We start from the raw sequence: 26,980 nt of genomic DNA on the forward strand, positions 1-26,980 counted from the left end.
TCAAACGATAGCTTCGGAATACCTGATAAAATGTGGCAGCAGAAGTGCAAAATTTAAGTAAATTGACACTTGTACATGGCTTTATTCGCTAGGTCTGGGATATTTAGCATCAAATGGGTTTTGCTCATTTGCATTCCTCTATTGTCTGTCGGGGCCGCGTATTACCTGATCACTACGGGCGATAAACAGTTCCGGTCTACAGCTCAGCTTGCTACAGGCTTCACTACTGATGATGCTGTTAAGCTTAGCGAAAGTCCCAGCACGCCTTTCGATGTCAATACCAACTTCAACAACATCATCGAATCCATGGGTTCTGTTCCCGTGTTGTCGCTGGTGTCTTATCGTTTGATGTTACACGACCTTGAAGCTGACAAACCTTTCCGCGAATACGATCCGATCAAAGGCGAAGGATCGCTTGAAACGGAAGAGATTGTAAAATCAAAGGCGGTGTTCAAGGAGAAACTTGAGAAGTTCAAGACGTTGAATCTCTTCGATCCCAATGATCAGCTTCTGTATCGCATCATCAAAGGATATGGTTACGATCACGATAATCTGGCAAAGACATTAAGTATACACCGCCTCGCTGCCTCTGACTTTATCAATGTAGAATTCCTTTCGGAGGAACCGTTTCTGTCGGCCATGACAGTTAATGCAGTATGCCAGGAATTCATCCGCTATAACAAGACGCAAAAGACTGAACGTTCATCCGAGTCGCTCGAGTTTCTCGAGAACCTTGTGAATGAAAAGAAAAAAGTGCTCGACGATAAGACACAGGCGTTGAACGATTATAAAGTAAACAGCGGCGCGATCACTCAGGATGTTGAAAACAAATCGAAGTATGCACTCATCACGGATTATGAACTGAAACGTGAGAGACAAACATCCGAGCTGAATTCCCAAAAGCTGTCGCTGAATTCCATCGATAAAACCATTGAAACAAAGAAGGCCAGCCTTGGCAGGCTTAACCAGGATGAGATCCAGGTGGTGAACGCACGCATCGTTGAGTTGAAGCGACAGATCAACGATCTGCAGAACGCCGATGCAGAAGGAAATCGTCAGCGCATTTCCCGTCTTCGCGAAGACCTGCAAATGGAAAATTCGCGTGTTGAAGAAGTAGCGAAGAACAAGCAGACCGCTGAAGAACTCAAAGGTCTGGAGAAGCAACGCGACGATTTGAAGTTAAAGGTGGAAATCACCCAATCGGACCTTTCCAACATTGAGTTGTCTTTGCGCAGGCTTCGTTCAGAAGTATCCAGCAACTCTACACGACAATTAAATACTTCCGACTATGAGCGTGAAGTTGAGCTGGCATCTACGGAGTACATCAATGCCCAGGACAAATTCAACGCAGCGAAGAACAAGTCTATGGTGATCGGAAGCTCTATTCGCCAGGTGCTTGAAGGTCAGCCAAGCTATTCGCCCGAGCAGAATGACAATGTGATGTGGCTCGGCATCATCGGTGTTGGCAGCTTCGTGCTGACGGCCATTGGCATATTCCTCGTGAACATCATCGATCCGAACATTCGCGTCGGTACGCGGCTCGAGAAGGCGACAGGCCTGAAGAACCTTGGATCCGTAAACATTCTGAAGAGCAAGGATTTCAACATGCGTGAGATCTTCAGCGACCGCACCGCCAATCGCGAATATGAAGTATTCTCTCACTTCCTTCGGAAGCTTCGCTATGAGGTTCAAAGTGCGGAAGGAAGAGTATTCCTCATTACCAGCACGCAGACAAAGGCCGGAAAGACATTTTTGATCATCAGTCTCGCCTATGCGTTGAGCCTGGTGAGCAAGAAGGTACTGATCATTGACACAAACTTCCGTCATAACTCTCTTACGAAGGCGCTTCTTCCACGCGGTCGTGGCGAGAACAAAAAGCTCTTAAGGAAGGCGCTGCTGTTTGAGGAAGAGGAAGATGAGTTGCTCGTTGAAGAGAGCAAGGACGGTCGCGCGATGCAGGATGAGGACGACGCTGTAGCCCGCATGCAGAAGGCGCGCACAAAGGCGTCCATCATTAACAAGACCCGTTTTGTTAATGTCGACATTATCGGCAACGTGGGGGGCAGAGATTCTCCTTCAGAGATTATGGCCGGCCGCGACTTTAAGGAAATGATCTCATCGCTCTCACAGCAATTCGACTATATCCTCATGGAAGGTCCGGCACTGAACGACTATTCCGACTCAAAGGAACTGATCGACTTTGCCGATAAGGTCATTCCTGTCTTCAGAGCGGACACTGCCATTTCCAACATGGACAAGGAGTCGCTCAAATATCTGCGGTCCATCAACGGTCGCCTTATGGGCACGGTGCTGAACTATGTGCGGCTGAAAAACCTCAGCTACTGAGGAAATTAAGAATTAAGAATTAAGAGTTAAGAGTTAAGAATTAGCAGCCCACGACCGAAGGTCGTGTCAGGGTCTATTTCTTCTTTTTTGATTGCTCAGCAGAATTAAGAAATGTCTGTATTAAGCACTTAGACTGCTGAAAGAATGCGGACCTCTGGAAAAAATCCGAACACTACCTTTGGTCGTGGCATTTAATTCTTAACTCTTAATTCTTAATTCTTAATTCTCTGTTTTAGCTTCGCGCCATGGAAAAAGTCTGGTTGTCTTCGCCGCACATGGGCGAGATGGAGCGAAAGTTTGTTGCCGAGGCATTTGATACCAATTGGGTGTCGCCTGTGGGGCCGCATATAGGGGCGTTTGAGAAGGAGCTGGCAGAGTATGCGGGTATTGGCCATTGCGCGGCGTTGAGCTCGGGAACGGCAGCGATTCACCTGGCGCTCATTCTGCTGGGCATAAAAGGAGGGGATGAAGTAGTTTGTTCCTCTTTTACATTTTCCGGTTCCTGTAATCCCATTGCTTACGTGGGTGCTACGCCGGTATTTGTTGACTCCGAGGAAGTGACCTGGAATATGGATCCCGTGTTGCTGGAAGAGTGTATTAAGGACCGCCTTAGCAAGACAGGCAAAAAACCATCGGCTATTATACTTGTACATCTGTACGGCATGCCGGCCGATGTGGAGGCGATCATGAAGACAGCGCGTGCGCATAGCATACCCGTTATTGAGGATGCCGCGGAGGCACTGGGCTCGACATATGGAGGAAAAGCGCTGGGTACCTTTGGCGATCTCGGCGTGTATTCGTTCAATGGCAATAAGATCATCACGACATCCGGCGGCGGAGCTCTGATATCAGAGAATGCCGAATGGATAGCGAAGGCCAGGTTCCTGGCGACTCAGGCGCGTGATCCTGCGCCGCATTATCAGCATTCGGAGATCGGCTATAATTATCGCCTTAGCAACATTTGTGCGGGCATAGGGAGAGGACAGCTGATGGTGCTCGACGAAAGGGTGCACCAGCGAAGAAGAAACTTTGATGCTTACCTCGACGGGTTGAGCGATTTAAAGGGAGTATCGTTTCCGGCTGAGCCAGACAGCGCCTATGCCAACCGTTGGCTCACGACTATCCTGATCGATCCGGAAAAAGCGGGGACCAACAGGGTAGAGGTGGCGGCTGCATTGGAAAAGGAGAATATCGAGAGCCGGCCGTTGTGGAAGCCCATGCATTTGCAGCCGGTATTTCAATCGGCGCCTGCGTATAGCCGGGGCGTATCGGAGAGGCTGTTTGAAACAGGACTTTGCCTGCCGTCAGGCTCGAATCTTCCGGAGGGCGATCGTGATAGAGTGATCAGGCTGGTGCGCGACTGCTGGAAGTAGCAAATGTCTGACAGGTTTTTGCTCTTAAGCCCATTCAAGCAGAAGTGGCCTTATTTCCAATAAAGGATATTCCCAAAAATGGAATGACCTAAAGATCTCTGCCTCGCCGATCGGCAATGGTGTTGCCCGCCGCAACAATTTGTACCAACCTTTCATCGGTCAGTGATCGGAGTGTCATCGGTCTTCCATCGGAGTCGCATCGGACTTTCATGCGACTCGCATCGGACTATTATCGGAGTCGAATCGGACTCGTCCAGACTTTACCAGACTCCTGCAATCGCGTGAAGGTACTTTTTGGGCTTAAAATTGCGGGAAACCTGATCATTGCGACGTGTGCTTTTTCGCCCAGATTGGGACAAAACATTGACGGAGCCAACCGTATACGAGTTGTTTACGTCAGGGTAAAGTGAAGAAAGTAATCGCTGAACCGCTTCCATCGGAAGGGCATGATCAGGGGATTTTGTCGGGGATTACCGCAATGTTTGGGATAAAGTGAAGCATGCGCCAGGGGGATTCAGAGATCGGATTTACAGGCAGTTGGGTGTGCGTTTTGGGTGATGATTAAACGTCTTGATTCCGAGCCTATTAGGATGACTTTACACTTTGATAATATTGGCAGGCCGTGTTGGTTACTAGCGCTGAAGGAAACCTATCAAACAGGCAAGGTCGTAATGTAAAATGGTAGGAAAACTTTCTTTACTTTTGTTGATAAAGCGCAAATCCGGTCGTATGATGAGAGGGATTTTTACTCTGGTTTTTTGTTTAGGAGTTTCGTATGTGTTTGGGCAGTTACCCACGGTGCCCGGAACGGTAGATGGGCAGTATCAAAGCTATCAAGGTGGCGCATGGACGAGCACAGCAACTTGGGCGAGGTGGAATAACACCACAAAACAATGGGTTACACCGGCGACGGCACCGACTAACGTTAATGCTGATGTAATAACAATTGTCCACAATGTGCAGGTTACTACCGGTAACCGGAATGTTGATCAAGTAGTTGTGGCCGCTGGTGCGACGCTTACTATTTCCGGAGGAACTTTGTCAATCATGGCGGGCGCGGGCGATGATATGACCATCAATGGAACTGTATTAGTTTCTGGTACTGGTCTGTTAAGGGTCAATGCTACCGGAGCCATTATAGTGGTTAATGGAACGTTGAATAATGGAAGCGAAATCCAAAGTGACAATGTCGCCAAAATGCGATTCGACGCCGGCTCAGTGTATATTCACAATACAGAGCGTGAGGAAATTCCTTTGGCTACCTGGCAGCCGAATTCCCTGTGCCGAATCATTGCTAACGTAAGCCCTGTTCCTGGAAATCTCAATCAGGCCTTCTACGACGTTGAATGGAATACGCCGATTCTGGACACTTACCTGGATCTTGAAGGCACATTGGTGAACGTTGCACACAACCTAACCTTCGTCAATACAGGCGGATCCCGAGTCCACCTTAGTCAATACGAAGATTTTACATTGAACGTCGGTAATGATTTTATCATTCAGCCAAGTGCGCTGGTAGTGGTGACGAGCAATGGCCTTGCCACCGTAAACGTCGGAAGGTATTTGATTTCCCAGTCGCCAGAATTCGGGGGGTCTTATGGATCGGGAGCGGCGAATATTAGTGTGACTGACTCTGTAAAACTCACTAATGGAACATTTTATCCTTCAGGAGAAAACATAGACGAAGGTTTTCCTTTGGGCACGGGTATAACCACGCTTTCAATGGCGGGCAGCTACAAGAATACTTCAAATCCTATAGCAAGTACAGGAGCAGCACCCCGAATGAATATGAACTTTACCGGTGCAGGCACCCACGGGTTTGTTTCGACTATTGGGCAGACTTTTCCCATTAACTTTGCAGTCCAATCCACTGGTAACCTTGACATAGCGGCCGCCAGTTTTTTGGCAGGCCCAGGAACATTGGATGTTGCGTCTGGCGCTAGGGTTACTGTGAGAAGTGTCGACACTCAGGGCGCGTATAGAACTTCCGTTGCGCGTGGTAACGTGCGGGTTACTGGTGCAAGAACAATTACAGGCGCCCTGGTCTATGGAGGGACAGCCCTCCAGAGAATTTCGCCAGAAACGCCAACTAACATTACGACAATCATTAATAATGCAGCGCATGTTCGGATGTTGTCAAATCTTGATTTCAGCGCCGGAACTGTCGATTTCAACGTTGGAAATCTTCAGGTGAGAACGTTTACTCTCACGTTAGTGAACGTAGCGCAACACAGTGGCCGTATCCAGGTTCAAAACACTTCAAATCTGATTATTAATGGAAGCGGAGTGTATGGTAATGCTGCAGGAAACAATACAACGGGGCAATTATATCTTAGCGGTACGCAGATCGGTAGTCTTACTATTAACAGGTCAGGGGGGCTGGTGACAAGGAATGCCAACTTAACAATTGTGTCATTGCTTGATCTTAAGAGTGGTACTCTCGCACTTGCCAATACAACGACCAATGTAAATGGTAATTTTGCCGTTACAACGGGCAATCTGACTGCTGCAGGAGGAACGTTGACAATTCAAAACGCCGGAACAATGCCGACAGGCGTAAGTTTGACGGGTACTTTGGCGACGTTAACAATGAATCGCACCGGCACATTGAACCTTACTAACGCGTCTCCCAATATTGACGTGACTAGACTTAATGTTTACAATGGCAGCATTTCTAATGCCGGAGGCCTGAGAATGGCAAATGGAGGTACAATATACAGGACAAATGGCCAACTCACCGCTGCAATCGGAGCCGCCGGCCGATTTAATGTTCAGTACCTCAACTTTACCGCGCCAAGCATAATCGCTGGATTTGAAATACCGGCTTCCAATGTGTTGACAAATGTAACCATAAACAATACTGCAAATAGTGCCGGCATTGTGGCATTGCCGTTGAATTCAACGCTTACGGCATCTGGTCAGATACGAGTACAGAGCGGAAGACTCCATGCCAATAACAGCAACATTAATGTTGGCGGGAATTTCAGAATTGATGCTGCCGGCGGGCTCGTTCCGGGACATGGTACCTACACATTTAACGGGGCAGCAAATCAAACTTTTACTTCCACGCCGGCTGCTTATTCATTTGTTAAAATTGTCGTAAACAAAACCGGTGGTTCGCTAACACTGGCATCACCTTTAGCTATCAGGAATAGCTTTGAGGTAAATTCCATAACCACCGTTACGGCAGGTACAGATCGTTTAACGTTAAGATCTACGGCGGATTCCACCGCCTACATTCCAGCGATGCCTGGAACAGCGGCTAATAATCGTGGTCGGATAAACGGGTCGGTAATCGTTCAGCGATACTTGCCAAATGGAAATTCATCGCGCCAATATAGATACTTGTCAGCACCAACAACCACGACTGTAGTATCTGATTGGAAAAACGAGATTCCGATTTCTGGCACCTTCAGTGACCCATCCACAGGTACCTTTGATGGAGTAAAGATTAATGCCACTAACCCTTCCATGTTCTACTTCAATGAACCGACGAACGCGTATGTGCCATACCCGGCCAGCGGGTTATCTTCGGCTGCAACCATTGTTAGTGGAAGGGGCTACTCTGTATTCGGAAGGACGCATTCCGTCACTCCGCTGACGTTAGACTCGCATGGAACTCTCGGACAATTCAGTGTCAATGTTGGAGTGACAAAAACCGGCTCGAACCCTGGCTTCAACCTGGTTGGAAATCCATTCCCTGCGCCTATATTATGGGACGCAGTGCTTCGCACGGGGGCGACCATTAGTAGTAATGTCGACGGAACAATTTCTTTTATCGACAATAATCAAAACGTTGGTACCATTGGCTACGTGACCTACAACGGCAATACAGGTGTATCTGTTCCGGACGGTGCATTCAACGGTGTAATCTCAATGGGACAAGGTTTTTGGGTGACCGCCACGAATGCAACAGGCACTGTCAGATTTCGGGAGGAAGACAAGATTGCCGGACAGTCAAAATTCATACGCGAGGGGGCGCCTGACAACCTCCTTAGGCTTGCTATGACTCAAGGATCTGTAACCGATCATCTTGCAGTGATGCTAATGGACAGCGCAACTGATGCTTATGATTCGAAATATGACGGTTACAAATTCAAATCGAGTGGACTACGCGTATCAACGTTGTCCAGCAAAAATGATCGTCTCGTCATCAACGCCATCGCTAAAGGAGGCTGCGAAAAAGTTGTACCCATCGAAATCGCAGAAGGCGTGAAAGGCAATTACACTTTTACATTCACTGGCCTTGAGAGCTTCGATTCGGATATTCATCCCGTACTCTTCGATAAGTCAGAGAACAAGTCGATCGAACTTTCTTCCAATCCTGTTTACACATTTTCTGTCAGCGACGTTGCAACAGTGAAAGGACGCTTCGAGATACGCTTCAATGGAACAGCACTTGATACACAACTCACTGTGAAGGGCGAAACCATCTGCGTGGGCAATTCTTCTGCAGTTATTACGTTACCTACATCGCAGGCTGGTGTGCAGTATACAGCCATGCTCAATGAGGCTGTAGTCTCTTCCGCAGTAACTGGTAATGGTGGACAAATTCAGATTCCCGTAAGTGTGGATGCGTTGCCTCAGGGTGCTTCGGTAATCACCATCTCTGCGCAGCGTGCTTCGTGTACTTCGCAGGTACTGACTGAAAAGGCGACGATAAATGTGCTCCGTAAACCAGTCATCGGCAGCGTAACGCCTGCTCAGGTGTGTGGTACCGGTACAGCAAGCCTCACCGCATCGGCTGTGGAAGGAAGTTTGTTTAACTGGTACGACGGCATTGACGACGAAACTCCGATCGAAGGTCAGCATGGAGCAAACTTCACAACAGTATCGCTTAGCAAGAGCAAGACGTATTATGTTGCTGCGGTGAACGCCGCTGGCTGTGAGGGTGAACGCGTAGAGGTAAAGGCAACTGTACTCGACCTGACACCGGCCGCTATCTCCGTCGATGGCAACACACTGACATCGAACTACGAGTCAGGAAATCAGTGGTATCTTGATGGTGAAGTCATCGATGGTGCTAATGGCAAGTCTATTGAAGCAACATCGTCAGGTGTTTATACGGTTGTAGTAAATACCGGTACCTGCTCAACGACCAGCGAAGGTCGTGAGATGCTGATATTGGGAACTGAAAGTGCTGACGGCTTTATAAGAATCTATCCGAACCCAGCACCGGATAAGGTTTACGTGGAAGTACGTTCAAAATCGGATGCTGCTGTTGAACTGATCTCAACTACAGGGGTACAACTGCGCAGCGCGCAATTGTCAGGTAATGATGATTTGAAGACAGCAACGTTTGACATAACTTCGCTGCCCGATGGCATGTATCTCGTGAGAGTAAACGCCGGCACAAAAACATTTACGAAGAAGATCCTCAAAGCAAAATGACTATAGTTCGGCGATTGGCATTTATGGCGATTCTCACACTGATCACCTGGGTCGCTCAGGCCCAGATTGGTCCTGGTAATCCCGGAAATCCGGGCGACCCTGCAGGAGACCCTGACGCTGTGCCTATTACCGGCCTTGAATATCTCCTCATTGGTGGCGGCGCCTATGGCGTTTCTCGATTGATGCGCAGAAAAAAGGACAAGTCCAACGACCAGTGATCAAACAACTTTTTAACCGGCTTACGGTTCTTCCCCGCGGCGCGGTCATCCTCATTGACCAGCTGCTGATCGTACTGTCAGTCGGCCTCGCATTCATGCTGAGGTTTAATTTCAATATTCCCGAGATCCAGAACTTCAATCCCGGGCTGGCAACATTGCTTTGCATGGCCGCAGCCATGCTGGCCACGATGATGACCAAGAGTTACGCAGGCATCGTACGATACACCGGCATCCAGGATGGCTTTCGCATCATCGCCAACGAACTCGTTACTCTTGTACTCGTCTCGGTGGCAAACCTTGTCTACTACTACAACTTCGGCAAGAACATCATTCCGTATTCGGTCGTATTCATTTCGTTCTTCATATCGTCGCTGCTCCTGTACCAATACCGGTTGCTGGTAAAGAACATTTTTGTTTACATCAAGTCAGACACTGTGCAGCGCGTTCCGGTAGTTATCTTCGGTGCCGGCGTTGCCGGGTTCCTCACCAAGCAAGCCATGGAGGCCGATGTGTCCAGTCTCTTTAAGCTTGTCGCATTTCTTGACGATGATCACAAGAAGGACAACAAAGAAATCAATGGTACGCGCATTTATTCAACGCATCGGCTACCGGAACTGGTAAAGAAGTATAAGGTGCGACAGCTTGTTATCGCTACCAAGAGTTTGTCGATCGAACGCAAGAATGAAATTGTCGATCAGGCGCTTCAGTATCATATCCGTGTGAGCTACGTGCCCTCATTCGAAAAGTGGCTGAGGAACGAGTTCGATATCACGCAGATCCGCGACATCAATATTGAAGACCTGTTAGGCCGCGAGGTGATCAGCCTTGACAACGCCGAGATCGGAAAACAGATTCAGAACAAGACGATCTGCATCACGGGGGCAGCTGGATCGATAGGATCGGAACTGGCACGCCAGGCCCTGAGGCTGAGGCCATCAACGCTCATCCTGATCGACCAGGCGGAGTCGCCGCTCTATGCCATCGAGCGCGAACTAAAATCAAAGAACCAGAACACCAACATCGTCGTGTTCGTTGCCGACATCTGCAACAAGGCGCGCATTCATAACATCTTTCGTGACTATAAACCCGAGATGTTATTTCATGCGGCGGCGTACAAGCACGTGCCTCTGATGGAAAGTAATCCGTCGGAAGCGGTGATGGTAAACATATTTGGCACCCGTCTCCTGGCCGACCTGTCGATGCAACACAAGGTGAAGAAGTTTGTGATGATTTCGACTGATAAGGCCGTGAAGCCCACGAACGTGATGGGATGTACGAAACGCATTGCCGAGATCTACGTGCAGACGCTGGACACGCACTATCGCCGCATGGGAGTGGAGAGGACCTCATTCGTGACGACACGCTTTGGTAACGTATTAGGGTCCAATGGTTCCGTTATTCCAATTTTCAAGGAACAGATCATGAAGGGTGGACCCGTAACGGTAACTCACCCCGAGATCACCCGATTCTTTATGACGATCCCGGAAGCGTGTGAGCTCGTAATTGAAGCGGGGTGCATGGGACAGGGCGGTGAGATCTTTATATTCGACATGGGGCGCCCGGTGAAAATATTCGACCTGGCCAAGAAGACCATCATGCTTTCTGGCAAGGAACTCGGCAAGGACATCGAGATCGTTTTTACAGGCCTTCGCGACGGCGAGAAACTGTACGAGGAATTGCTTAACGATCAGGAGAATACGCTGCCGACACACCATGAGAAGATCCTGAAGGCGCAGGTATCGGAGTACATGTACGACCACGTTTGTCAGCACCTGGGGCTCCTCGAAGAGCTCATCGAAGACAGGAATGAGCTGAAAATGGTGGCGCTGATGAAGGAAATTGTGCCCGAGTACAAAAGCAATTATTCCCGTTTCGAGGTCCTTGACGGTCAGGCGAATATGTAATTGTCCTTTTCCCGGGCTGGCAACTATCGTCGTTTTTTCTTACTTTGTGCTTCAGATTGAAATAGTCAAGTCTAACATTCTCAATAGATTGTGGAAGAGTCATTTGAATCATCACGGGAATCTGAAGGTACGCGCAGAGTTGTGCGCAGGCGGCAGGGCATCGTGACGGAGCAGGAGCGGGAGGTAAACTTCCGTGAACGCGGCGCCATGAAAGTGGTATTCAGAAGATCTGAGGAAGAGGCCAGACTCATTGCTTTGCTTTCGACAAAGCTTAAAGATTCCGACTGATAGCCCGACCGGGCTTTTTGTTTTTTCAGGGACATTCGCTCATTTGCCAGTCACCAATTTAGCACCCCATCACCAGTAACGGTTCCGTTGGCGGGATAAACTTTCCTTTCAATATTCTGATCGGTTTTCCTATCCGCTAAAAACATATCGTTCAACAGGCCGGTCCATAGATTTCGGCATGATCCTGAGACTGGCAAAGGCCCTACTGATGGCCACCGTTCTGTTGTCCGCTGTTTGTGCGCATGGCGATACCGTTATATCGTTGAAAAACGGATACTGGGACGATCCCTCCGTGTGGGACGCCGGTGTAGCGCCAGGCGCGGCTTCTGCTGTAGTCATCAATCATCAGGTATCCATCCGTTCGCTGTCGTCAGTGGAGGTCCAGGCGATTTCGGTGGCCGGCCATCTCGTATTGGAAGGCGGTGCTTTGCTGGGACTTTCAGGCGCTGACAACGACACTTTCCGGTTTATGGTAACCGGTGTTGTCGAATGCGCAGAAGGTAGTAGTCTGCAGGGTGTTTACGCCTCAAACGCACTATTCGACGAAGGTTCGCGCTATGTGCACCGGCAGGGACCATTGGGGTTCATTCCGATAGCGACCTGGCGCGTATCATCTACCTTTCAGATTTCCGGCTTCACGGACGACGGTTACATTAACCTTGCCCACAGTACCTCGTGGCATCAGGCCTTTGGCAACGTGGAGTATGACTGTCCGAATCAAACAGTATTCATCGTCGATCTCAACGGCCATCTTCGCGACATACGGGGAAATTTTATTATCCGGAACACTAACAATAAGGCCCTTCGATTATGTACGACGCAGCAGACCACCATCAACATCGCGAAGAACCTGATCATCGAAGGGCCGACGCAACTCTGGTTCACGACCAACAGCCCGAACGTTACCGTGAATATCGGCGGCGATTTTCAATACCGCAGTGAATCAACCAGCGGAAGCTACCTGTCAACGCGCGGCAATGTGAAGTTAGTGGTTGGGGGCAGCTGGATGATTGATTCAAGGAGCGTGCTAAGGATGGCGTCGAGTGTTGCTGACAGCACGGGATCGCGCCAGTCGTGGGTATCGGTAGCCGGCAACTTCCAGGTTGTGCGCGGTGGGCTCGTGGCCCCGCCCGCAGGGAGCGGCAGGGGAACGATTGAATTCAATGGCAATGTGCTGCAAAGGGTGGATATCGCGCCAATAGCCAATCCGTTGGTGGGCAACATCGAATACATGATAACCGACCTGGCCCGTGTGAGCCTGGGAGAATCGGCAATAACGAGCGACCAGGGTGCGCTTACCGTTCAGGGTATTCTTGAGGTGGGATCTACCGATGCATCCGGGGCGATTCAATTGGGGCGGAATGGTGGCAACATTCGCATTCCCGGCCCGCGACACTTTACAGCTCAATCCACGGTCATTTATAACGGCTCCGACAGACAGGTGATAGGCACAGCCCATCCTTCCATGGCGCACACGGTTCTCAGCAACGAAGCGGGTGTCATGCAGGTGGCAGATGTCACCGTAATGAATGACTTCGCGCTGGAAAGAGGAACCTTTGACCAGGCTGGTCACACGCTTATTGTCAATGGCAATTTCACACTCAGGCCTCCTCATACAAGGCTTGAAGGCGTCCGGCTGTCTGGTGCCGGCCGTCAGACGATCGATGCTAATGGGGCATCTATTGACCGCCTGGAGCTCTTTAAGACAGGAGGGAGAGCGGAGATGACAAGTCCGCTGATGATCGCCAAAAAGATCGACGTCGGTCCTGGTAACAACATACTGGCTTCCAACGGATACCTGACTTTGTTGTCACTCGGAGACGGAGCGGGGCAGACGGCCGCGATCGGCGCGCTGGGGGCCGGCTCTTCAATAGAAGGGGATGTAACGGTGCAGCGTTTTATGAGTGGCGAGGGCCGTCTTTATCGTTATCTGTCGAGTCCGGTTAGCAACGGCTCGGTGGGCTCGGTGATGGATGACTTCCCGGTAACTGGCAGATTCCTCGACCCGAGCAGCGGGCCAGGGATCAGCACGTTTAATCCGTCGTTCTTCGAGTACGACGAAACGTATGGTGAAAAGTTAGCTGGCTGGCGGGAGTACCCCCGTGGTGGCCGGGCTGCGGAAGCTCCACTTGTCATCGGCCGGGGATATGCAGCATTCATCAGAAATACCTCTTCCACCATTGTTGACTTCGTCGGTCCCATCAATCAGCATGATATTACGATTCCATTCACCTATACATTACACTCAGGCAGAGCGAATGGATGGAACCTGGTTGGAAATCCATACCCGTCCTCAATCAGTTGGGAGTCTCCATCGCTGATAAAGAATGGTCTGTCACATGTGATCGTCATTACCGACAACGGCGATCATCGCTTTCGTTATTGGGACGGTGATGCGCAGTTCACTGACATACCGGAAGGAAGGATCGCATTAGGGCAATCATTCTGGGTTCGCGCAATGTCTGCGGATGCTTCACTCACATTTCGCGAGGAAGCAAAAACAGATGATGCTGCCTTCTACCGGCGACCCGCTGTGCAAGTACCGTCACTGTGCCTTAAAGTATCATCGGCAAGGCATTCCGATCGGCTCATTGTTCGCCTGCGCAAACAGAGCAAAGAATCCCTTGATGCCTGGGACGGAGTGAAACTTCTCAACGATACACTGAATATTTCATTACTGTCCCCCGACGGCCTGGAGCTGGCAATCGACAGCCGTCCTGCACTTCCTGATTCGATAAGCATTCATTTGAGCGGCCTCAATGAGGGAGCATATCAATTCGATGTTTCCTGGGCAGATCTGAGCTTTCTGACCTGTCTGCTGCGGGACGATTACCTTGGCCGCATGGATAAACTCACGCCGGATCATCCTATTAAGTTTACAGTGAGCCCTGATCCTTCATCGCGTCGCGCGGACCGGTTTACGTTGCTATTGATTGATTCCATTGCCCGTGCTGATCAGCCATCACCTGCCACAGACACGACCTTGTTGTCAATTGATAAGCGTGACCAGGAACATCCATTCCGAATTCATTCATTGATAAGTCAGCATGAATATACCCCTGAAAACAAAGAGCTGTGTATTAAGGCTTATCCAAACCCCGTAGTTAAGGAAATGACTGTACAGGTTTGCTGCGGAGCCTGTTCAATCGGCAGTAGCCGGGAAGGTAATAGTGAGTTCTGGCGTGGGAGTGGAACGGCCAACAATAGGCCGGTCATTGAAAGTGGGAAAGGTCGCTTGACCGAATCATTTTCATTTGAGATATACAACGCTCCAGGTATGCGCGTTGAGCCTCGGCTGTTTTGCATGGAAATCCCACAGGCGCGGGGAGTGCAGAGAAAGGATACGAACGACAGGTGCGCAGTATGCGTGCTGTCATTAGAATTACTGCCACCAGGCACCTATCAGCTGGCAGTACGATGTTTTGGAAAAACGCAGTGGGTGCGGTTTGTGAAGATCTGAAATTCATCTCCAGATACCGACAGCAGCAGCAAAATGGGCTGTTGGCAGCCCATTATGCAACATCAATATCAGTTGAAGCCTCAGGCTCCAAACAAGTTCTTTTGGATATCGGATACCTTCTGTTCCAATGCGTCTTTTGCTTCTGCGAGCTTATCGCTTACTGTGTGAGCCACGTTGGAAGCGGTATCTACTACTGCGTCTTTCACTTCGACAGCCTTTTCAGCAGAAGCGGCAGCAAGTGATGATGCAGTTGCCGACACATCCTTCCGGATAGCCTTAGCCTTCTTCACTACTGTCTTTTTGATCGCCTTGGCTTTCGCGGCAACTTTCTTGACAACTGATTTCTTTGCGGGCTTTGCAGCAGCCTTTTTAACGGTCTTCTTAGCGGCTTTCTTTACTGCTTTCTTTACCTTCTTAGCAGCTTTCTTTGCTGACTTTACAGCAGATTTCTTAGCGGCTTTTTTAGCTGCCTTCTTAGGAGCTTTCTTGGCAGACTTCTTAGCTTTTTTTGCCATAGCGTTGGGAGTTTAATACCCAAAAGTTAACTAATAATATTCTTTGCATCTACCGCTATCACAAACTTTTTTGTCGATTGCATCAATTCACAACGGCTGGCTTATGGGATATTCAGTGAATCAGATACGTGCCTGATAAGTATACAGTTCAAAGTAGCGACCCTTTCTGGCGATAAGCTCATCATGCGTGCCACGCTCAATGATCGACCCATGTTCAACAATGAGTATTTGCGTGGCCTGGCGGATTGTACTCAGTCTATGCGCTATCACGAACGTAGTTCTGCCCTGCATAAGCACCCTAAGGCTCTCCTGAATGAGTGCTTCGCTTTCCGTGTCGAGGTTGGAAGTGGCTTCATCCAAAATGAGCACGCGCGGATCGGCCAGGATGGCCCGGGCAATCGCGATTCGCTGACGCTGACCACCCGATAGTTTGACCCCTCTCTCTCCGATAACGGTGTCCAGTCCCTTCTCAAATCTCGAAGTAAACTCGAGTACATGGGCGGCTCGGGCGGCAAGCATAAGGTTCTCCTCGCTCGCATTCGGCCTGGGAAACAAAATGTTTTCGCGGATAGTACCCTCAAAAAGGAAATCATCCTGCAACACTACACCAAGCTGACTGCGGTAGCTATCCAGTATCAGCGTAGATAAATCGATGCCATCAACAAGGATCTTTCCCTCTGCCGGACTAAGGAACGAAGCCGCCAGTCCTGCGATGGTCGTCTTGCCAGAACCTGACGTGCCTACCAGGGCCGTTACCGTTCCGGCAGGTGCTTTGAAACTGATGTCGTTCAATACATTCTTGTTTTCCTCATACGCAAACGACACGTTCTCAAATTCTATGTCGCCTTTGATATTGCCTATTCGCTGGGTTCTTGATGCGGCATCATCTTCGGTTGGATGGGCCAGCAGTTCCTCTGTGCGATCAAGCCCGGCGAAGGCCTCGGTTAGCTGACTGCCGATGTTGCTCATCTGCACAATCGGCGCAATCATGAACCCGAGGAACAATGTAAAGGACAGAAAGTCGCCGATGGTCATCTCGTTGGTAATGATAAAATATCCGCCAATGCCCATGATTCCAGCCGATGCCAGTCCAAGCAGAAACGTTGCTGAACTTGTTACAAGGCTCGTAGACGTGAGGCTCTTCTTTACATTCTGGAAAAGTTTGTCGACGCCCTGTACGAATGTCCTGTACTCTTGTTCTTCGGCATTGAAGCCCTTGATCACCCTGACGCCATTGAGGGTTTCCGTCAGGCGTCCCGTTACTTCCGCATTCAGCTTTCCACGCTCACGGAATATGGGACGGATGTAGGCAAATGCTTTCAGCGAGACGAGACTAAAAATGATCACCGGCACCAGCACGCATACGGTCATGATCGGACTGATCCGGATAAGGATAACCAGCGACACTACGGCGCTTATTGCACCGCCGATGAGCTGGACCAGTCCTGTTCCCACCAGGTTACGCACGCCTTCCACGTCAGTCATTATACGCGATACCAGGGCGCCGGCTTTGTTGTTGTCAAAGAAGCCTATCGGAAGCCTCAACAGGTGGCGTTGCACTTTGGCCCGCAGTACGGAAATAAGATGCTGCGCTTCCACACTAAGTAGTTTCGTGAGAAGGAACGATGTGATTGCCTGCACGACGATGGATCCGACGACGGCGAGAAGCAACATCTTCAGCATTTCCAGATTCTGCTTCGCGATAACTTCATCCATCAGATACTTGCTCGCCGCGGGTAGCACCAGGCTCGCGAGCCGGCTGATGATGATCAGGATCAATCCGATCAGCAACAATGACCGTCTCGGCCACACGATGGTTTTAAATACATATCCAAGGGTTACTTTGCTGGTCTTACTCATTGAGTTATGGTTTGGCATTGATACTTAATAAGTCCTGAGTCCTGAGTCCTTAGTCCTGAGTATTAGTACAAATACTTATTACCAAATACTCAGGACTAAGGACTAAATACTCATATTATGTCGCTTATGCATGTCCTCATATTGTAGCCACATGTACAAAACTTTCACGGCCAATGTGGAATATATTCCGCAAGCAATGCACATAAGTTTTGGCACGACGCGCATTTCACGCTGAAATCAGGGATTCGGTCATCCGGCATGGTTTTTACAAATGTGTTCGCAGAAGTTCACTAAACAACTATGTGAATTTCGCTAAACAACTATGTCACGAAGAATAGCAGTCCTTCTTGGCGCTCTGGTGATCACATCATCAGCTCTTGCACAAGTAAAGGACGGAGCGAATAAGCAGATCGAAAAGATCCGCGGAGCCTGGAAAGTGGAGAAAGTTCTTTCGGGAAAAACCGAAGTGGCCCGGAATCCAACTTCAGGGCAATGGATCGAGTTCAGAAATGACGGAAGGTATGTGAACCATACGACGAGCATTGACAGTGGATCCTTTCGGTTGAATGAGAATGATTCACGGTTGTATCTGGAAAGCCAGCTGCAACCTGACGATGCGAAAATAGTAGAATGGGAGATTGTATTGACGAACAATTCGCTCACCATGTCGCCGGTTTCAACTGGCGGCAACAAGAAAGCGAGTAAAGACAAGATGAAATACGTCTATGTCCGGATCGACAAGGGATCTGCTACTGTTAACAACTGAAAAAGTATAGTCGGCTAAATAAAGATTCTCGGAGCCGCTCCAGGCTCCATTTAATGGGGGTGTTTTACAACGGTCCAGGCTGTTATCCGGAAGGGATATCGCCTGGACCAAGTAAAGTCCAGAGAATCAAAAGGGCCGAATGATATAAAGATTTCTTGGGGCCGTTCCAGGCTCCATTTAATGGGGGTGTTTTACACGGTCCAGGCTTTTATCCGGAAGGGATATCGCCTGGACCACTTTTTTTTATGGGCTTTTGGGCGAGGCACCGTGCTATACGAGGCTAGTTCTTTTGGGCGGTTAACCGCAAAATGTAAAACTCTACATTATTGATTTATTATACATATTGAATTTAAAAGTACCGGGCAGTTTGTCAGGAACTATTGGCTTTTCTTAATAGAAATGGTCCAGTCGCTGCCGCTGAATACCTGATGGGTCTGAGAAAAATTTCCAAGATTTATGGCAAGTGAAAAGTTCAGGAGGCTGTTCAAATACCCAAGATCCTTTCCCTTTTCCACAGTCGCGAATGTTTCCACAAACTTTACGCGCTCGTTGTAAACGACTTTCCCTTTATGAACGATCTTCACCTGTAACCAATCGCCTGTGCCGGCGCCGAGCTTGCTGAACGTAGTTTTATCGACATTAGTCCAGACGTTGCCATACTGGATATCCAGTACCGGTATTCCTCCGATCACCTCGCCGCTGCTGAACGTTGCCTTCTGGTAGGAGATAAGTACAACGCCTCCGGTATACGCGGGCCCAACTTCTTCAAATGCTATGGTGCCCGATGCGAGACGCGCGCCGGTATAGGCATAGACATCGCGGCCATGAAAAGTATATGACTCGTTAGAGTTGGTTAATCGATTCTTTGCCTCATCGATTTCGCGGACTTCGTCGATTCCCAATGACTCGGCAACATGGGTTAACGTTCCGTTGTCGGGTGTAACAATGAAATGGCCTGTCTTTGTTCGGGCGACGACCGAACGGCGGGAGGAACCGACACCAGGATCGATTATCGAGACGAAGACCGTTCCCTTTGGCCAATAGGCAGCGGCCTGGCCAAGCCGGTACGACGCTTCCCAAATATCAAAGGCGGGAATCTCATGGGTGAGGTCGAAGATGGCAATGTCGGACGACACACCGAAGGCGACACCTTTCATGGCTCCGACGGCAGCGTCTTTCAACCCAAAGTCGGACTGGAACACGAGGGCGCGACGTTGCGCTTGCGCCGACAGGGCCGTCGTTAGAAAAAGAAATAGCAGAACGAACGATTGAAATCGGGGGCGGGAGATTATGTGCATAGAATAGCTGGACGTTGTCCCAATATGCGCCACGAAAACGGGAGTTTTACTTATCTTTGCGGCTAATTTTTCCACTCTGAAACATGATCGCTGCAAATAATCTGTCGTTGCAATTCGGGAAGCGGGTGTTGTTCGACGAAGTTAACCTAAAATTCACACCTGGTAACTGCTACGGTGTTATCGGTGCAAATGGCGCCGGCAAAAGTACGTTCCTAAAAATACTGGCAGGAGACATCGACCCGACGCGAGGTTCTGTAAGCATCGAGCCGGGCAAGCGCATGGCTGTTTTGCGCCAGAACCACTTCGAGTTCGACGAGGTTCCTGTTTTGGATACGGTGATGATGGGACACGGCAGGCTATGGAGCATCATGAAGGAGAAGGACGCTATCTATGAAAAGCCGGATTTTTCAGAGGCTGATGGTATCCGTGCCTCCGAGCTGGAGAACGAATTCGCTGAGATGGACGGTTGGAATGCGCAGTCTGACGCTGCAGCACTTCTGAGCGGTCTTGGAATTGCAGAAGATGATCATGAGAAACTCATGAAAACGCTGAGTGGTAACCAGAAGGTCCGCGTGTTGCTGGCGCAAGCCATCTTTGGTAATCCCGACATCCTCATCCTCGATGAACCAACCAACGACCTCGACATCAACACGGTGTCATGGCTGGAAGATTTCCTGCTCGATTTCAAGAATACCGTGATTGTTGTATCTCACGATCGTCACTTCCTCGATACAGTTTGTACCCACATTGTCGACATCGACTTCAGCGCCATTCGTTTGTACACCGGTAACTACACATTCTGGTATCAGTCGAGTCAGCTAGCTTTGCAGCAGCGCTCGTCGGCAAACAAGAAGGCGGAAGATAAGAGAAAGGAACTCCAGGAATTCATCGCGCGATTCAGTGCCAATGCCTCGAAGTCGAAGCAGGCAACGAGCCGTCGTAAATTGTTGGAGAAGATCAACGTCGACGAGATCCAGGCATCGACGCGTAAGTATCCGGCCATTATCTTCCAGCAAAAGCGCACGGCGGGTGATCAGATTTTAACTGTTGATAACCTCAGCTATTCGATCGATGGCAATCAGCTGTTTAAGGATGTAAGCTTTTATGTGAGGAAAGGTGAGAAGATCGCCTTCCTTTCAAAGGACAGTCTTGCGATCACATCAATGTTTCAGATCCTTGCCGGCGAGTTGAAGCCGGACAAAGGAGAATATAAGTTTGGTCAGACGATCACAACGGCATACCTACCCGTTAATAACGAGTCGTTCTTTCAGTCCGATGACAACCTTATCGACTGGCTTCGTCAGTTTGCTGAAGAAGAGAACAAGGACGAGATCTACGTTCGCGGGTTTCTTGGAAAGATGTTGTTCTCCGGAGAAGAAGTATTCAAGCGCTGCACGGTGCTTTCCGGAGGCGAGAAGGTTCGCTGCATGGTGTCGCGCATGATGCTTGCCGGCGCTAACCTTCTTATACTTGATGAACCGACCAACCACCTCGACCTGGAATCGATCACTGCTTTTAACAACGCGCTGAAGGATTTCCCGGGCACGGTGTTGTTTACGTCGCACGATCACGAGTTCACGCAGACGGTAGCGAACCGGATCATCGAACTCACACCGCGCGGATTCATCGACAAGCTAATGAGCTATGATGAATACATTTCAAGCGAGAAGGTAATGGAGCAGAAGGAAGTACTCTATTCTTAGAGGGAGCCCAATGGGAGTGCTCAATAAGGGAGCTCAATTGAAATGATCTGCTCTTCTCTTAGGGAACTCTGTGCTGATCCAGCTAATTTTCACAGTATGGTAACCGACTCCATCGCGGCAGCGCGCTGTCGCAGGATGTCGATCACTTCCTGTTCTGTGATCGGAGGAAATTCAGCATAAAGGTGTTGCGCTGCGTTCGGCTCGATGGTGAGATATACGATTCCGTCGATCGATCCTGAGATAAGCTGTGTGGCAGCTGGTGTAACATTCGGGACAGCCACCACTACCTTTGCAGGGTTGTGCTGCTTAACGGCCTTTACGCAGGCCAGCACGCTGTCGCCCGTCAGCATGAGATCATCCACAACAATGATGGTCTTGCCTTCAAACGACACGGCCGGACGCGCTGCGGCATAGTGTCTTGCCTGCATATCGATAACATGCTGAAGGAGTTGGATCTGGTGATAAACGTAGTCCTGGGGGAGGTTGCGATCCTGCTCAGGTAATACAACGGCATCGACACTCACAGCACCGATGGTCTTTTGCGGATCGGCCGGATGTTTGATCTTGCGGCAGGGCATTACGTCCAATGGAAGATTCAACAATTCGGACAGATAGGCACCCATATGTATCCCGCCGCCAGGTACAGCGACCACCACGTTGTCGGTGTTTCGATATTCCATCAATCGCTCGCCGAGCAAAAAGGCCGCATGCCTTCTGTTTTGAAAGACAGCCTCCTGAGGTACTACCATAGGATTCACAGGTAAAATTTACAAGTCAAAAAAATCACGCACCTTCCGAACAGCATTACAGGAACCCGCTGTGGGTAGCAACGGGAGTGTTCAGACCGAAAAATCAGATATTGAATTTGACTCTATTAATGCTTCGAGTCAAGCGATTCAGTGAGAAGACTCCCGTTTGTCGGTGAATGATCGCAGAAGCCGACCAGTGTATGGTATTTCGTTGCCGGGTAGAATTTCGAAGTACCCCAATGTTATAGACGCTTTTGGTCAGGTCATTTCTCCGCAACTCAAGTACAGATTGGCATCATTGATCTCGGTGTGTATATTACCCTGATAGTACCTACACGCTCATAGTAAAAATTCCAATAACCGATCCCTGTATGAAATTGAAATTCGTTTTCCGCAACGTTTCAGCCACGGCCTTGCTGATGCTTGTGTTGATTGCCTGTCTTCAGGCTCAGCCCGTTGAACAATTTGTCAAAGTCGTGGTGGCTCCTGAACGCGCCGACTGGACTTACAAGACGGGAGAACCTGTAACGTTCACCATCACGGTTCTGCAAAATGGCAATCCTTTGCACAACGTGGCCATTAACTACCAGGTAGGGCCCGAGAAAATGGAGCCGACTATTAAGAAGGAGGGAGTAGCTGCCAGTAAAGGAACGTTGAGTGTGAATGGAGGGACAATGAAAACTGCAGGATTTCTGCGTTGCACCGCAGAGGTAACGGTAGATGGCAAGATATATAAGGGCCTCGGTACGGCGGGCTTCGATCCACTGTCGATCAGACCTACCGTTGCAGACAAGTCTGACTTCAATGCGTTCTGGGACCAGGCCAAGAAGGACCTGGCAACTATACCGCTGGACGCACGAATGACACTGATGCCTGAACGTTGTACGGAAACCGTGAATGTTTATCACGTTAATATTCAGAACTTCAGGATAGGTGCGCGTGTCTACGGGATTTTATGTGTGCCTAAAAAGGACGGCAAGTACCCTGCGCTGCTGCGCGTGCCTGGGGCAGGTGTAAGGCCATATGCGGGTGACGTTGCCATGGCTGAGAAGGGAATCATTACCCTCGAGATTGGTATTCATGGCATTCCGGTCAATATGGACCCTGGTGTGTACAACGACCTGCGTGCAGGCGCCCTTGCCGATTACAACACCTACAACCTTGACAACCGCGACAGATACTACTACAAGCGCGTGTACCTGGGATGCGTCCGTGCTAATGACTTCCTTTTTTCTCTGCCTCAGTTCGATGGAACGAATCTCGCTGTTACCGGCGGAAGCCAGGGTGGTGCCTTATCAATTGTTACTGCAGCGCTTGATCCGCGCGTGAAGTTTCTCGCCGCGTTCTATCCCGCGCTCAGCGATGTGACCGGCTATCTGAATGGTAGGGCAGGAGGGTGGCCGCATCTGTTCAATAAGGACAACGTTGCTGTCCATAACATCAAGGAGAAGCTGGAGACCGTTCCATACTATGACGTTGTAAATTTTGCGCGAACGCTGAAAGTGCCGGGCTTGTATTCATGGGGTTTCAATGATGAAACGTGTCCGCCAACTTCGATGTACGCGGCCTACAATGTGATCACGGCGCCGAAGGAACTGATGCTTGCTCTTGAGACAGGTCACTGGACGTATCCGGAACAGCGTGATAAGTTCAATGCGTGGCTGGAGAAGAAGTTGAAGAATTGAAGGGAGTTGGATTCGATTCTGTATGGATCGCAGATCAATAGCAAGAGAGTTGTATTTGATCCCGTAGGGATCGCAGATCGATAGCAACGAACGTCGAAACGCTCACGCGTGCGACGTTCGTTTTTTTTAATATATACGAATGTTCCTCGCACGCAACGTGGTGCGCGAATTTAAATTAATATGCCTCAGGATAATTCTTTATATATGTAACGATCTTCAAACTCAATATTGAAATCTTTAAGCATTGCGACGTACTCCTCGCGAAACGTTCGTTTCTTGTGATGCTCTTTCTGGTTCTCAATGTACCGAACTAAGTTATACAACGCCTCCTGGGAATAGCTGAATGCAGAATATCCTTCCTGCCACGAGAAATGTCCTCGAACCAGGCGATTGTCATTTATCCACTTAGAGGAGGCTTTCTTCACTTCCTGGACCAATTCGGAAATTGATTGTCTCGGATGCATCCCGACAAGGATATGTAAATGATCCGCGACACCGTTGACACATAATAGCTTGTGTCCATGTTTGCGAACTATTCCGCTTATGTACATACAGAGATCGGACCTCCAGTGCCTGGCAATAACGGCCTCCCGGAATTTTACGGCAAAAACTAGTTGGACCAATAGCTGAGTGTACGTGTTGGGCATCTTAATTACGATCTTATCGGGTCGAATGTAAGACGTACCGTATCGTCACGTCAATCTGAAAATCCTGATCATTTTTTTCGTAATGAAGATATTGCCTGCGTTGAATGTGCACTTTTTTGAACGTTCGTGCATTGCTCGCGATGAGCGTTCGTATATATTAAAAAAAAACGAACGTCGCGCGCGTGAGCGTTTCGACGTTCGTTGCTATTGATCTGTGATCCCTACGGGATCAAATTCATTTCATTGATATTGATCGACGATGATCCCTGCGGGTATCAAATCCAATTTCGTTGTTAGTCTCTCAGCTCCGCAGGCAAAAGCTGCTGCGGAAAATTCTGGAAGCATACCGGCCTCGTGAAGCGATAGATTGCCGTCGTTCCAACGGATGTGGAACGCGCATCTGTCGTTGCAGGGTACGGACCACCATGTACCATGGCTGGCGACACTTCCACGCCAGTAGGGTAACCGTTGAATATGATCCGGCCTACCTTTTGCCTTAAGACATCAATCAGCGGGGCCGCTTCGCCAATCTCTGATTCTTCACCGAGCACGGTCGCGGTAAGTTGACCAGGCAGTGATTTGGCAAAGGCAAGAAGTTCGTCCATCGAGCTTGCCACCACCGCCATCGACGAGGGCCCAAACACCTCTTCTAAAACATGAGGATGTGTTACGGCATCCGCTGCGGAGATCCACGCCAGATGCGGAGACGGATTGGATGATGGTCCGTCGGTGAGCGACTTCACGCCTTCAACGGCCCGTTGATTTTTAATGCCTTCGATATATGAATTGCAAATTGTTGAGGTAAGCATTGTTGCAGGTTGAATAGTGGCCAGTTCCGTTGCCAGCTCGCTGAGAAAATCCTGTGTCTCGTCGCCGCCGCTCATCATCAGCAGGCCTGGGTTCGTGCAGAACTGACCCGAGCCGAGAGTGATCGAACCTGCAAGTTGCTTTGCAACATTCGTCCTGTTCCGTTTCGCGACGGAGGGCAGGATCAGCACAGGATTTACACTTCCCATTTCCGCATACACCGGTATAGGCTCAGGACGCCGCACGGCCTGATCGAAGAGTGCCTTGCCACCGCGGAATGAACCGGTAAATGCCACGGCTTTGATATGCGGATGTGTGACCAACGCACCGCCTACACGGTTGGATCGTCCATGCAGCATTGAGAACGTTCCGGCCGGAAGCTCACACTTTTCAACAGCCCTCATGATGGCAGTAGCAGCCAGCTCGCATGTGGCAGGATGTGCCGGGTGAGCCTTGAACACTACGGGACAGCCGGAAGCCAACGCCGCGGCCGTATCACCTCCTGCCACCGAGAAAGCAAGTGGAAAATTGCTGGCACCGAATACAGCAACGGGGCCGATCGGAACCTGCATCTGACGAAGATCGGGTTTGGGCAACGGCTTACGCTCGGGATCAGCGCGATCGATGATGATCCGCAGCCACGATCCATCTTCAATGAACGATGCAAACGCATTGAGCTGATTCATGGTGCGGCCGCGTTCGCCACGCAATCGCTCAAGACCGAGCCCTGTTTCACTGCTCGCTGTTTCCAGCAGCATGTCACCCAACTGCTCAATTTCCTTCGCTATCGTTCTGAGAAACTTCGCACGTTCAGCATGCGTGACTTTGCCATATGTTTCAAACGCATCGACAGCAGCTTCCACTGCATCGTTTATCTCTTCGTCTGTGGCCTCATAAAAGGTGTGCTGCGTTTCACTGCCTGTTGCCGCGTGAACAGAGGCAAACGTTTCTTTACCTGTCGCACGTTGCGAACCACGAATCAATTGTTTCCCGATGACGTCCATGTGTAGTGTTTTTTAGTCCTGAGTCCTGAGTACTTAGCCCTGAGTATTATTTGTTGGTAAAGCCGAATTGTTGGAAGAAAACTATTTATAAGTAAATGCCTGTTCAGGCGACGAAGTTCACCAGAGTGCCGATATTTTCAATAGTAATTACGATCTCATCGCCCGAAGCTACCGTGAAATCGTTGGGAGGAACGATGCCTGTACCCGTCATCATGAATACGCCTGTTGGAAAGCTGCACTCCATGAAAAGATATCCCGCGAGCTCAACGTGCTTGCGTTTCATTTGAGTGATGGCGATAGAATTAGAGAACACCGGTTTGCCGTCACGCTTTATCTCAAGTGAGATCTTCGACTTCTCATCAATTGGCTTACCGGGCACATAAATGCAGGGTCCGAGTCCCGCGCATCCATCATAAACTTTGGCCTGTGGAAGGTACAAGGGATTTTCGCCTTCAATGCTGCGCGAGCTCATATCATTGCCAATAGTGTATCCAACGATGGAGCCACTGGTCGACATGAACAGCGTCAACTCCGGCTCAGGAACGTTCCATGTGGAGTCCCTTCTGATACGTACCTTTCCCCCGGTTCCCACAGTGCGATGTTTTGTGCCCTTGTAAAATATCTCGGGGCGAGCAGCATCATAAACTTTATCGTAGAAGGTTCCACCGCCCGCATCCTTAGACTCTTCCATACGCGCGTCACGACTGCGAAGGTAAGTGACACCAGCGGCCCAGATCTCCTGCGAGCCAATGGGTGCTTCCACGGTCTGCTGAGCAAACCAATCGTCGGTCACAGCCTTTGCAGCAGGCAACCGATCGCGCAGGTATTCTGCAAGATTGTCGCGGTTAATGAAGGTATCCCAGTCATGCAGACCGGCATCGTACTTCTTCCCTTCAGATTCAATGATGATGGTGTTTTTTGTCTTGTATATTTTCATAGGTCTGGTGTTCAAGCTGGTAATAAGTT

Annotated in this window: 17 protein-coding genes; 10 read left to right on the top strand and 7 right to left on the bottom strand. The window is 49.6% G+C overall.

Going from position 1 to position 26,980, the window contains the following annotated elements; translation table 11 throughout:
* Positions 1–75: 75 nt before the first annotated feature.
* From WBG78_RS08840 to WBG78_RS08870, 7 genes are all read left to right on the top strand, one after another.
* Complete coding sequence (locus WBG78_RS08840) at positions 76–2,346, top strand: exopolysaccharide transport family protein (protein WP_337326042.1); 2,271 nt, start codon at positions 76–78, stop codon at positions 2,344–2,346.
* A 245-nt stretch (positions 2,347–2,591) separates the two neighbouring features.
* The gene (locus WBG78_RS08845) at positions 2,592–3,719 is read left to right on the top strand and encodes a DegT/DnrJ/EryC1/StrS family aminotransferase (RefSeq protein WP_337326043.1); all 1,128 of its coding nucleotides are present in this window, start codon (positions 2,592–2,594) and stop codon (positions 3,717–3,719) included.
* Between the two features lie 729 nt (positions 3,720–4,448).
* A complete protein-coding gene (locus tag WBG78_RS08850) occupies positions 4,449–9,110 on the top strand; it encodes an Ig-like domain-containing protein (RefSeq protein WP_337326044.1) in 4,662 nt (1,553 codons plus the stop codon).
* Positions 9,107–9,328, top strand: coding sequence for a hypothetical protein (locus WBG78_RS08855; protein WP_337326045.1), 222 nt, complete (start codon positions 9,107–9,109; stop codon positions 9,326–9,328). Before WBG78_RS08850 ends, WBG78_RS08855 begins: the two co-directional genes overlap by 4 nt.
* A complete protein-coding gene (locus WBG78_RS08860; protein WP_337326046.1) occupies positions 9,325–11,232 on the top strand; it encodes a polysaccharide biosynthesis protein in 1,908 nt (635 codons plus the stop codon). The genes WBG78_RS08855 and WBG78_RS08860 overlap by 4 nt, the downstream gene beginning before the upstream one ends.
* Positions 11,233–11,322: 90 nt before the next feature.
* Positions 11,323–11,520 (top strand): hypothetical protein, encoded by a 198-nt coding sequence (locus WBG78_RS08865; protein WP_337326047.1) that lies wholly within the window; start codon positions 11,323–11,325, stop codon positions 11,518–11,520.
* Positions 11,521–11,698: 178 nt separating this feature from the next.
* Positions 11,699–14,980, top strand: coding sequence for a hypothetical protein (locus WBG78_RS08870; protein ID WP_337326048.1), 3,282 nt, complete (start codon positions 11,699–11,701; stop codon positions 14,978–14,980).
* 80 nt (positions 14,981–15,060) lie between these two features.
* Here WBG78_RS08870 and WBG78_RS08875 read toward each other — a convergent pair whose 3' ends face one another.
* Both WBG78_RS08875 and WBG78_RS08880 read right to left on the bottom strand, forming a co-directional pair.
* On the bottom strand, positions 15,061–15,495 hold the full coding sequence (locus tag WBG78_RS08875; protein ID WP_337326049.1) for a hypothetical protein: 435 nt from the start codon (positions 15,493–15,495) through the stop codon (positions 15,061–15,063).
* Between the two features lie 120 nt (positions 15,496–15,615).
* Entirely contained in the window at positions 15,616–17,355 is a 1,740-nt protein-coding gene (locus WBG78_RS08880; RefSeq protein WP_337326050.1) for an ABC transporter ATP-binding protein, read from the bottom strand.
* A 322-nt stretch (positions 17,356–17,677) separates the two neighbouring features.
* Between WBG78_RS08880 and WBG78_RS08885 the strand changes: the two genes are divergently transcribed.
* Positions 17,678–18,121: a hypothetical protein gene (locus tag WBG78_RS08885; RefSeq protein ID WP_337326051.1), complete on the top strand. Its 444-nt coding sequence runs from the start codon at positions 17,678–17,680 to the stop codon at positions 18,119–18,121.
* A 377-nt stretch (positions 18,122–18,498) separates the two neighbouring features.
* On the opposite strand, the gene WBG78_RS08890 is transcribed toward WBG78_RS08885, so the two are convergent.
* Positions 18,499–19,419 carry an SAM hydrolase/SAM-dependent halogenase family protein gene (locus WBG78_RS08890; RefSeq protein WP_337326052.1) on the bottom strand — a complete coding sequence of 307 codons (921 nt, stop codon included), beginning with the start codon at positions 19,417–19,419 and terminating at the stop codon, positions 18,499–18,501.
* 83 nt (positions 19,420–19,502) lie between these two features.
* On the opposite strand from WBG78_RS08890, the gene WBG78_RS08895 reads away from it, so the two are divergent.
* Positions 19,503–21,122: an ABC-F family ATP-binding cassette domain-containing protein gene (locus WBG78_RS08895; RefSeq protein WP_337326053.1), complete on the top strand. Its 1,620-nt coding sequence runs from the start codon at positions 19,503–19,505 to the stop codon at positions 21,120–21,122.
* Positions 21,123–21,211: 89 nt separating this feature from the next.
* On the opposite strand, the gene WBG78_RS08900 is transcribed toward WBG78_RS08895, so the two are convergent.
* The gene (locus tag WBG78_RS08900; protein ID WP_337326054.1) at positions 21,212–21,871 is read right to left on the bottom strand and encodes a phosphoribosyltransferase; all 660 of its coding nucleotides are present in this window, start codon (positions 21,869–21,871) and stop codon (positions 21,212–21,214) included.
* 371 nt (positions 21,872–22,242) lie between these two features.
* On the opposite strand from WBG78_RS08900, the gene WBG78_RS08905 reads away from it, so the two are divergent.
* The gene (locus tag WBG78_RS08905) at positions 22,243–23,556 is read left to right on the top strand and encodes an acetylxylan esterase (RefSeq protein WP_337326055.1); all 1,314 of its coding nucleotides are present in this window, start codon (positions 22,243–22,245) and stop codon (positions 23,554–23,556) included.
* Positions 23,557–23,741: 185 nt separating this feature from the next.
* Here the strand turns inward: WBG78_RS08905 and tnpA are convergent, their stop codons facing one another.
* The 3 genes from tnpA to WBG78_RS08920 form a co-directional block, all read right to left on the bottom strand.
* Positions 23,742–24,203, bottom strand: coding sequence for an IS200/IS605 family transposase (gene tnpA, locus WBG78_RS08910; RefSeq protein ID WP_337326056.1), 462 nt, complete (start codon positions 24,201–24,203; stop codon positions 23,742–23,744).
* A 293-nt stretch (positions 24,204–24,496) separates the two neighbouring features.
* Complete coding sequence (locus tag WBG78_RS08915; RefSeq protein WP_337326057.1) at positions 24,497–26,014, bottom strand: aldehyde dehydrogenase (NADP(+)); 1,518 nt, start codon at positions 26,012–26,014, stop codon at positions 24,497–24,499.
* Between the two features lie 103 nt (positions 26,015–26,117).
* Positions 26,118–26,951: a fumarylacetoacetate hydrolase family protein gene (locus tag WBG78_RS08920; protein ID WP_337326058.1), complete on the bottom strand. Its 834-nt coding sequence runs from the start codon at positions 26,949–26,951 to the stop codon at positions 26,118–26,120.
* Positions 26,952–26,980 lie beyond the last annotated feature (29 nt).

It is taken from the genome of Chryseolinea sp. T2, from assembly GCF_037203685.1.
Lineage (GTDB): Bacteria > Bacteroidota > Bacteroidia > Cytophagales > Cyclobacteriaceae > Chryseolinea.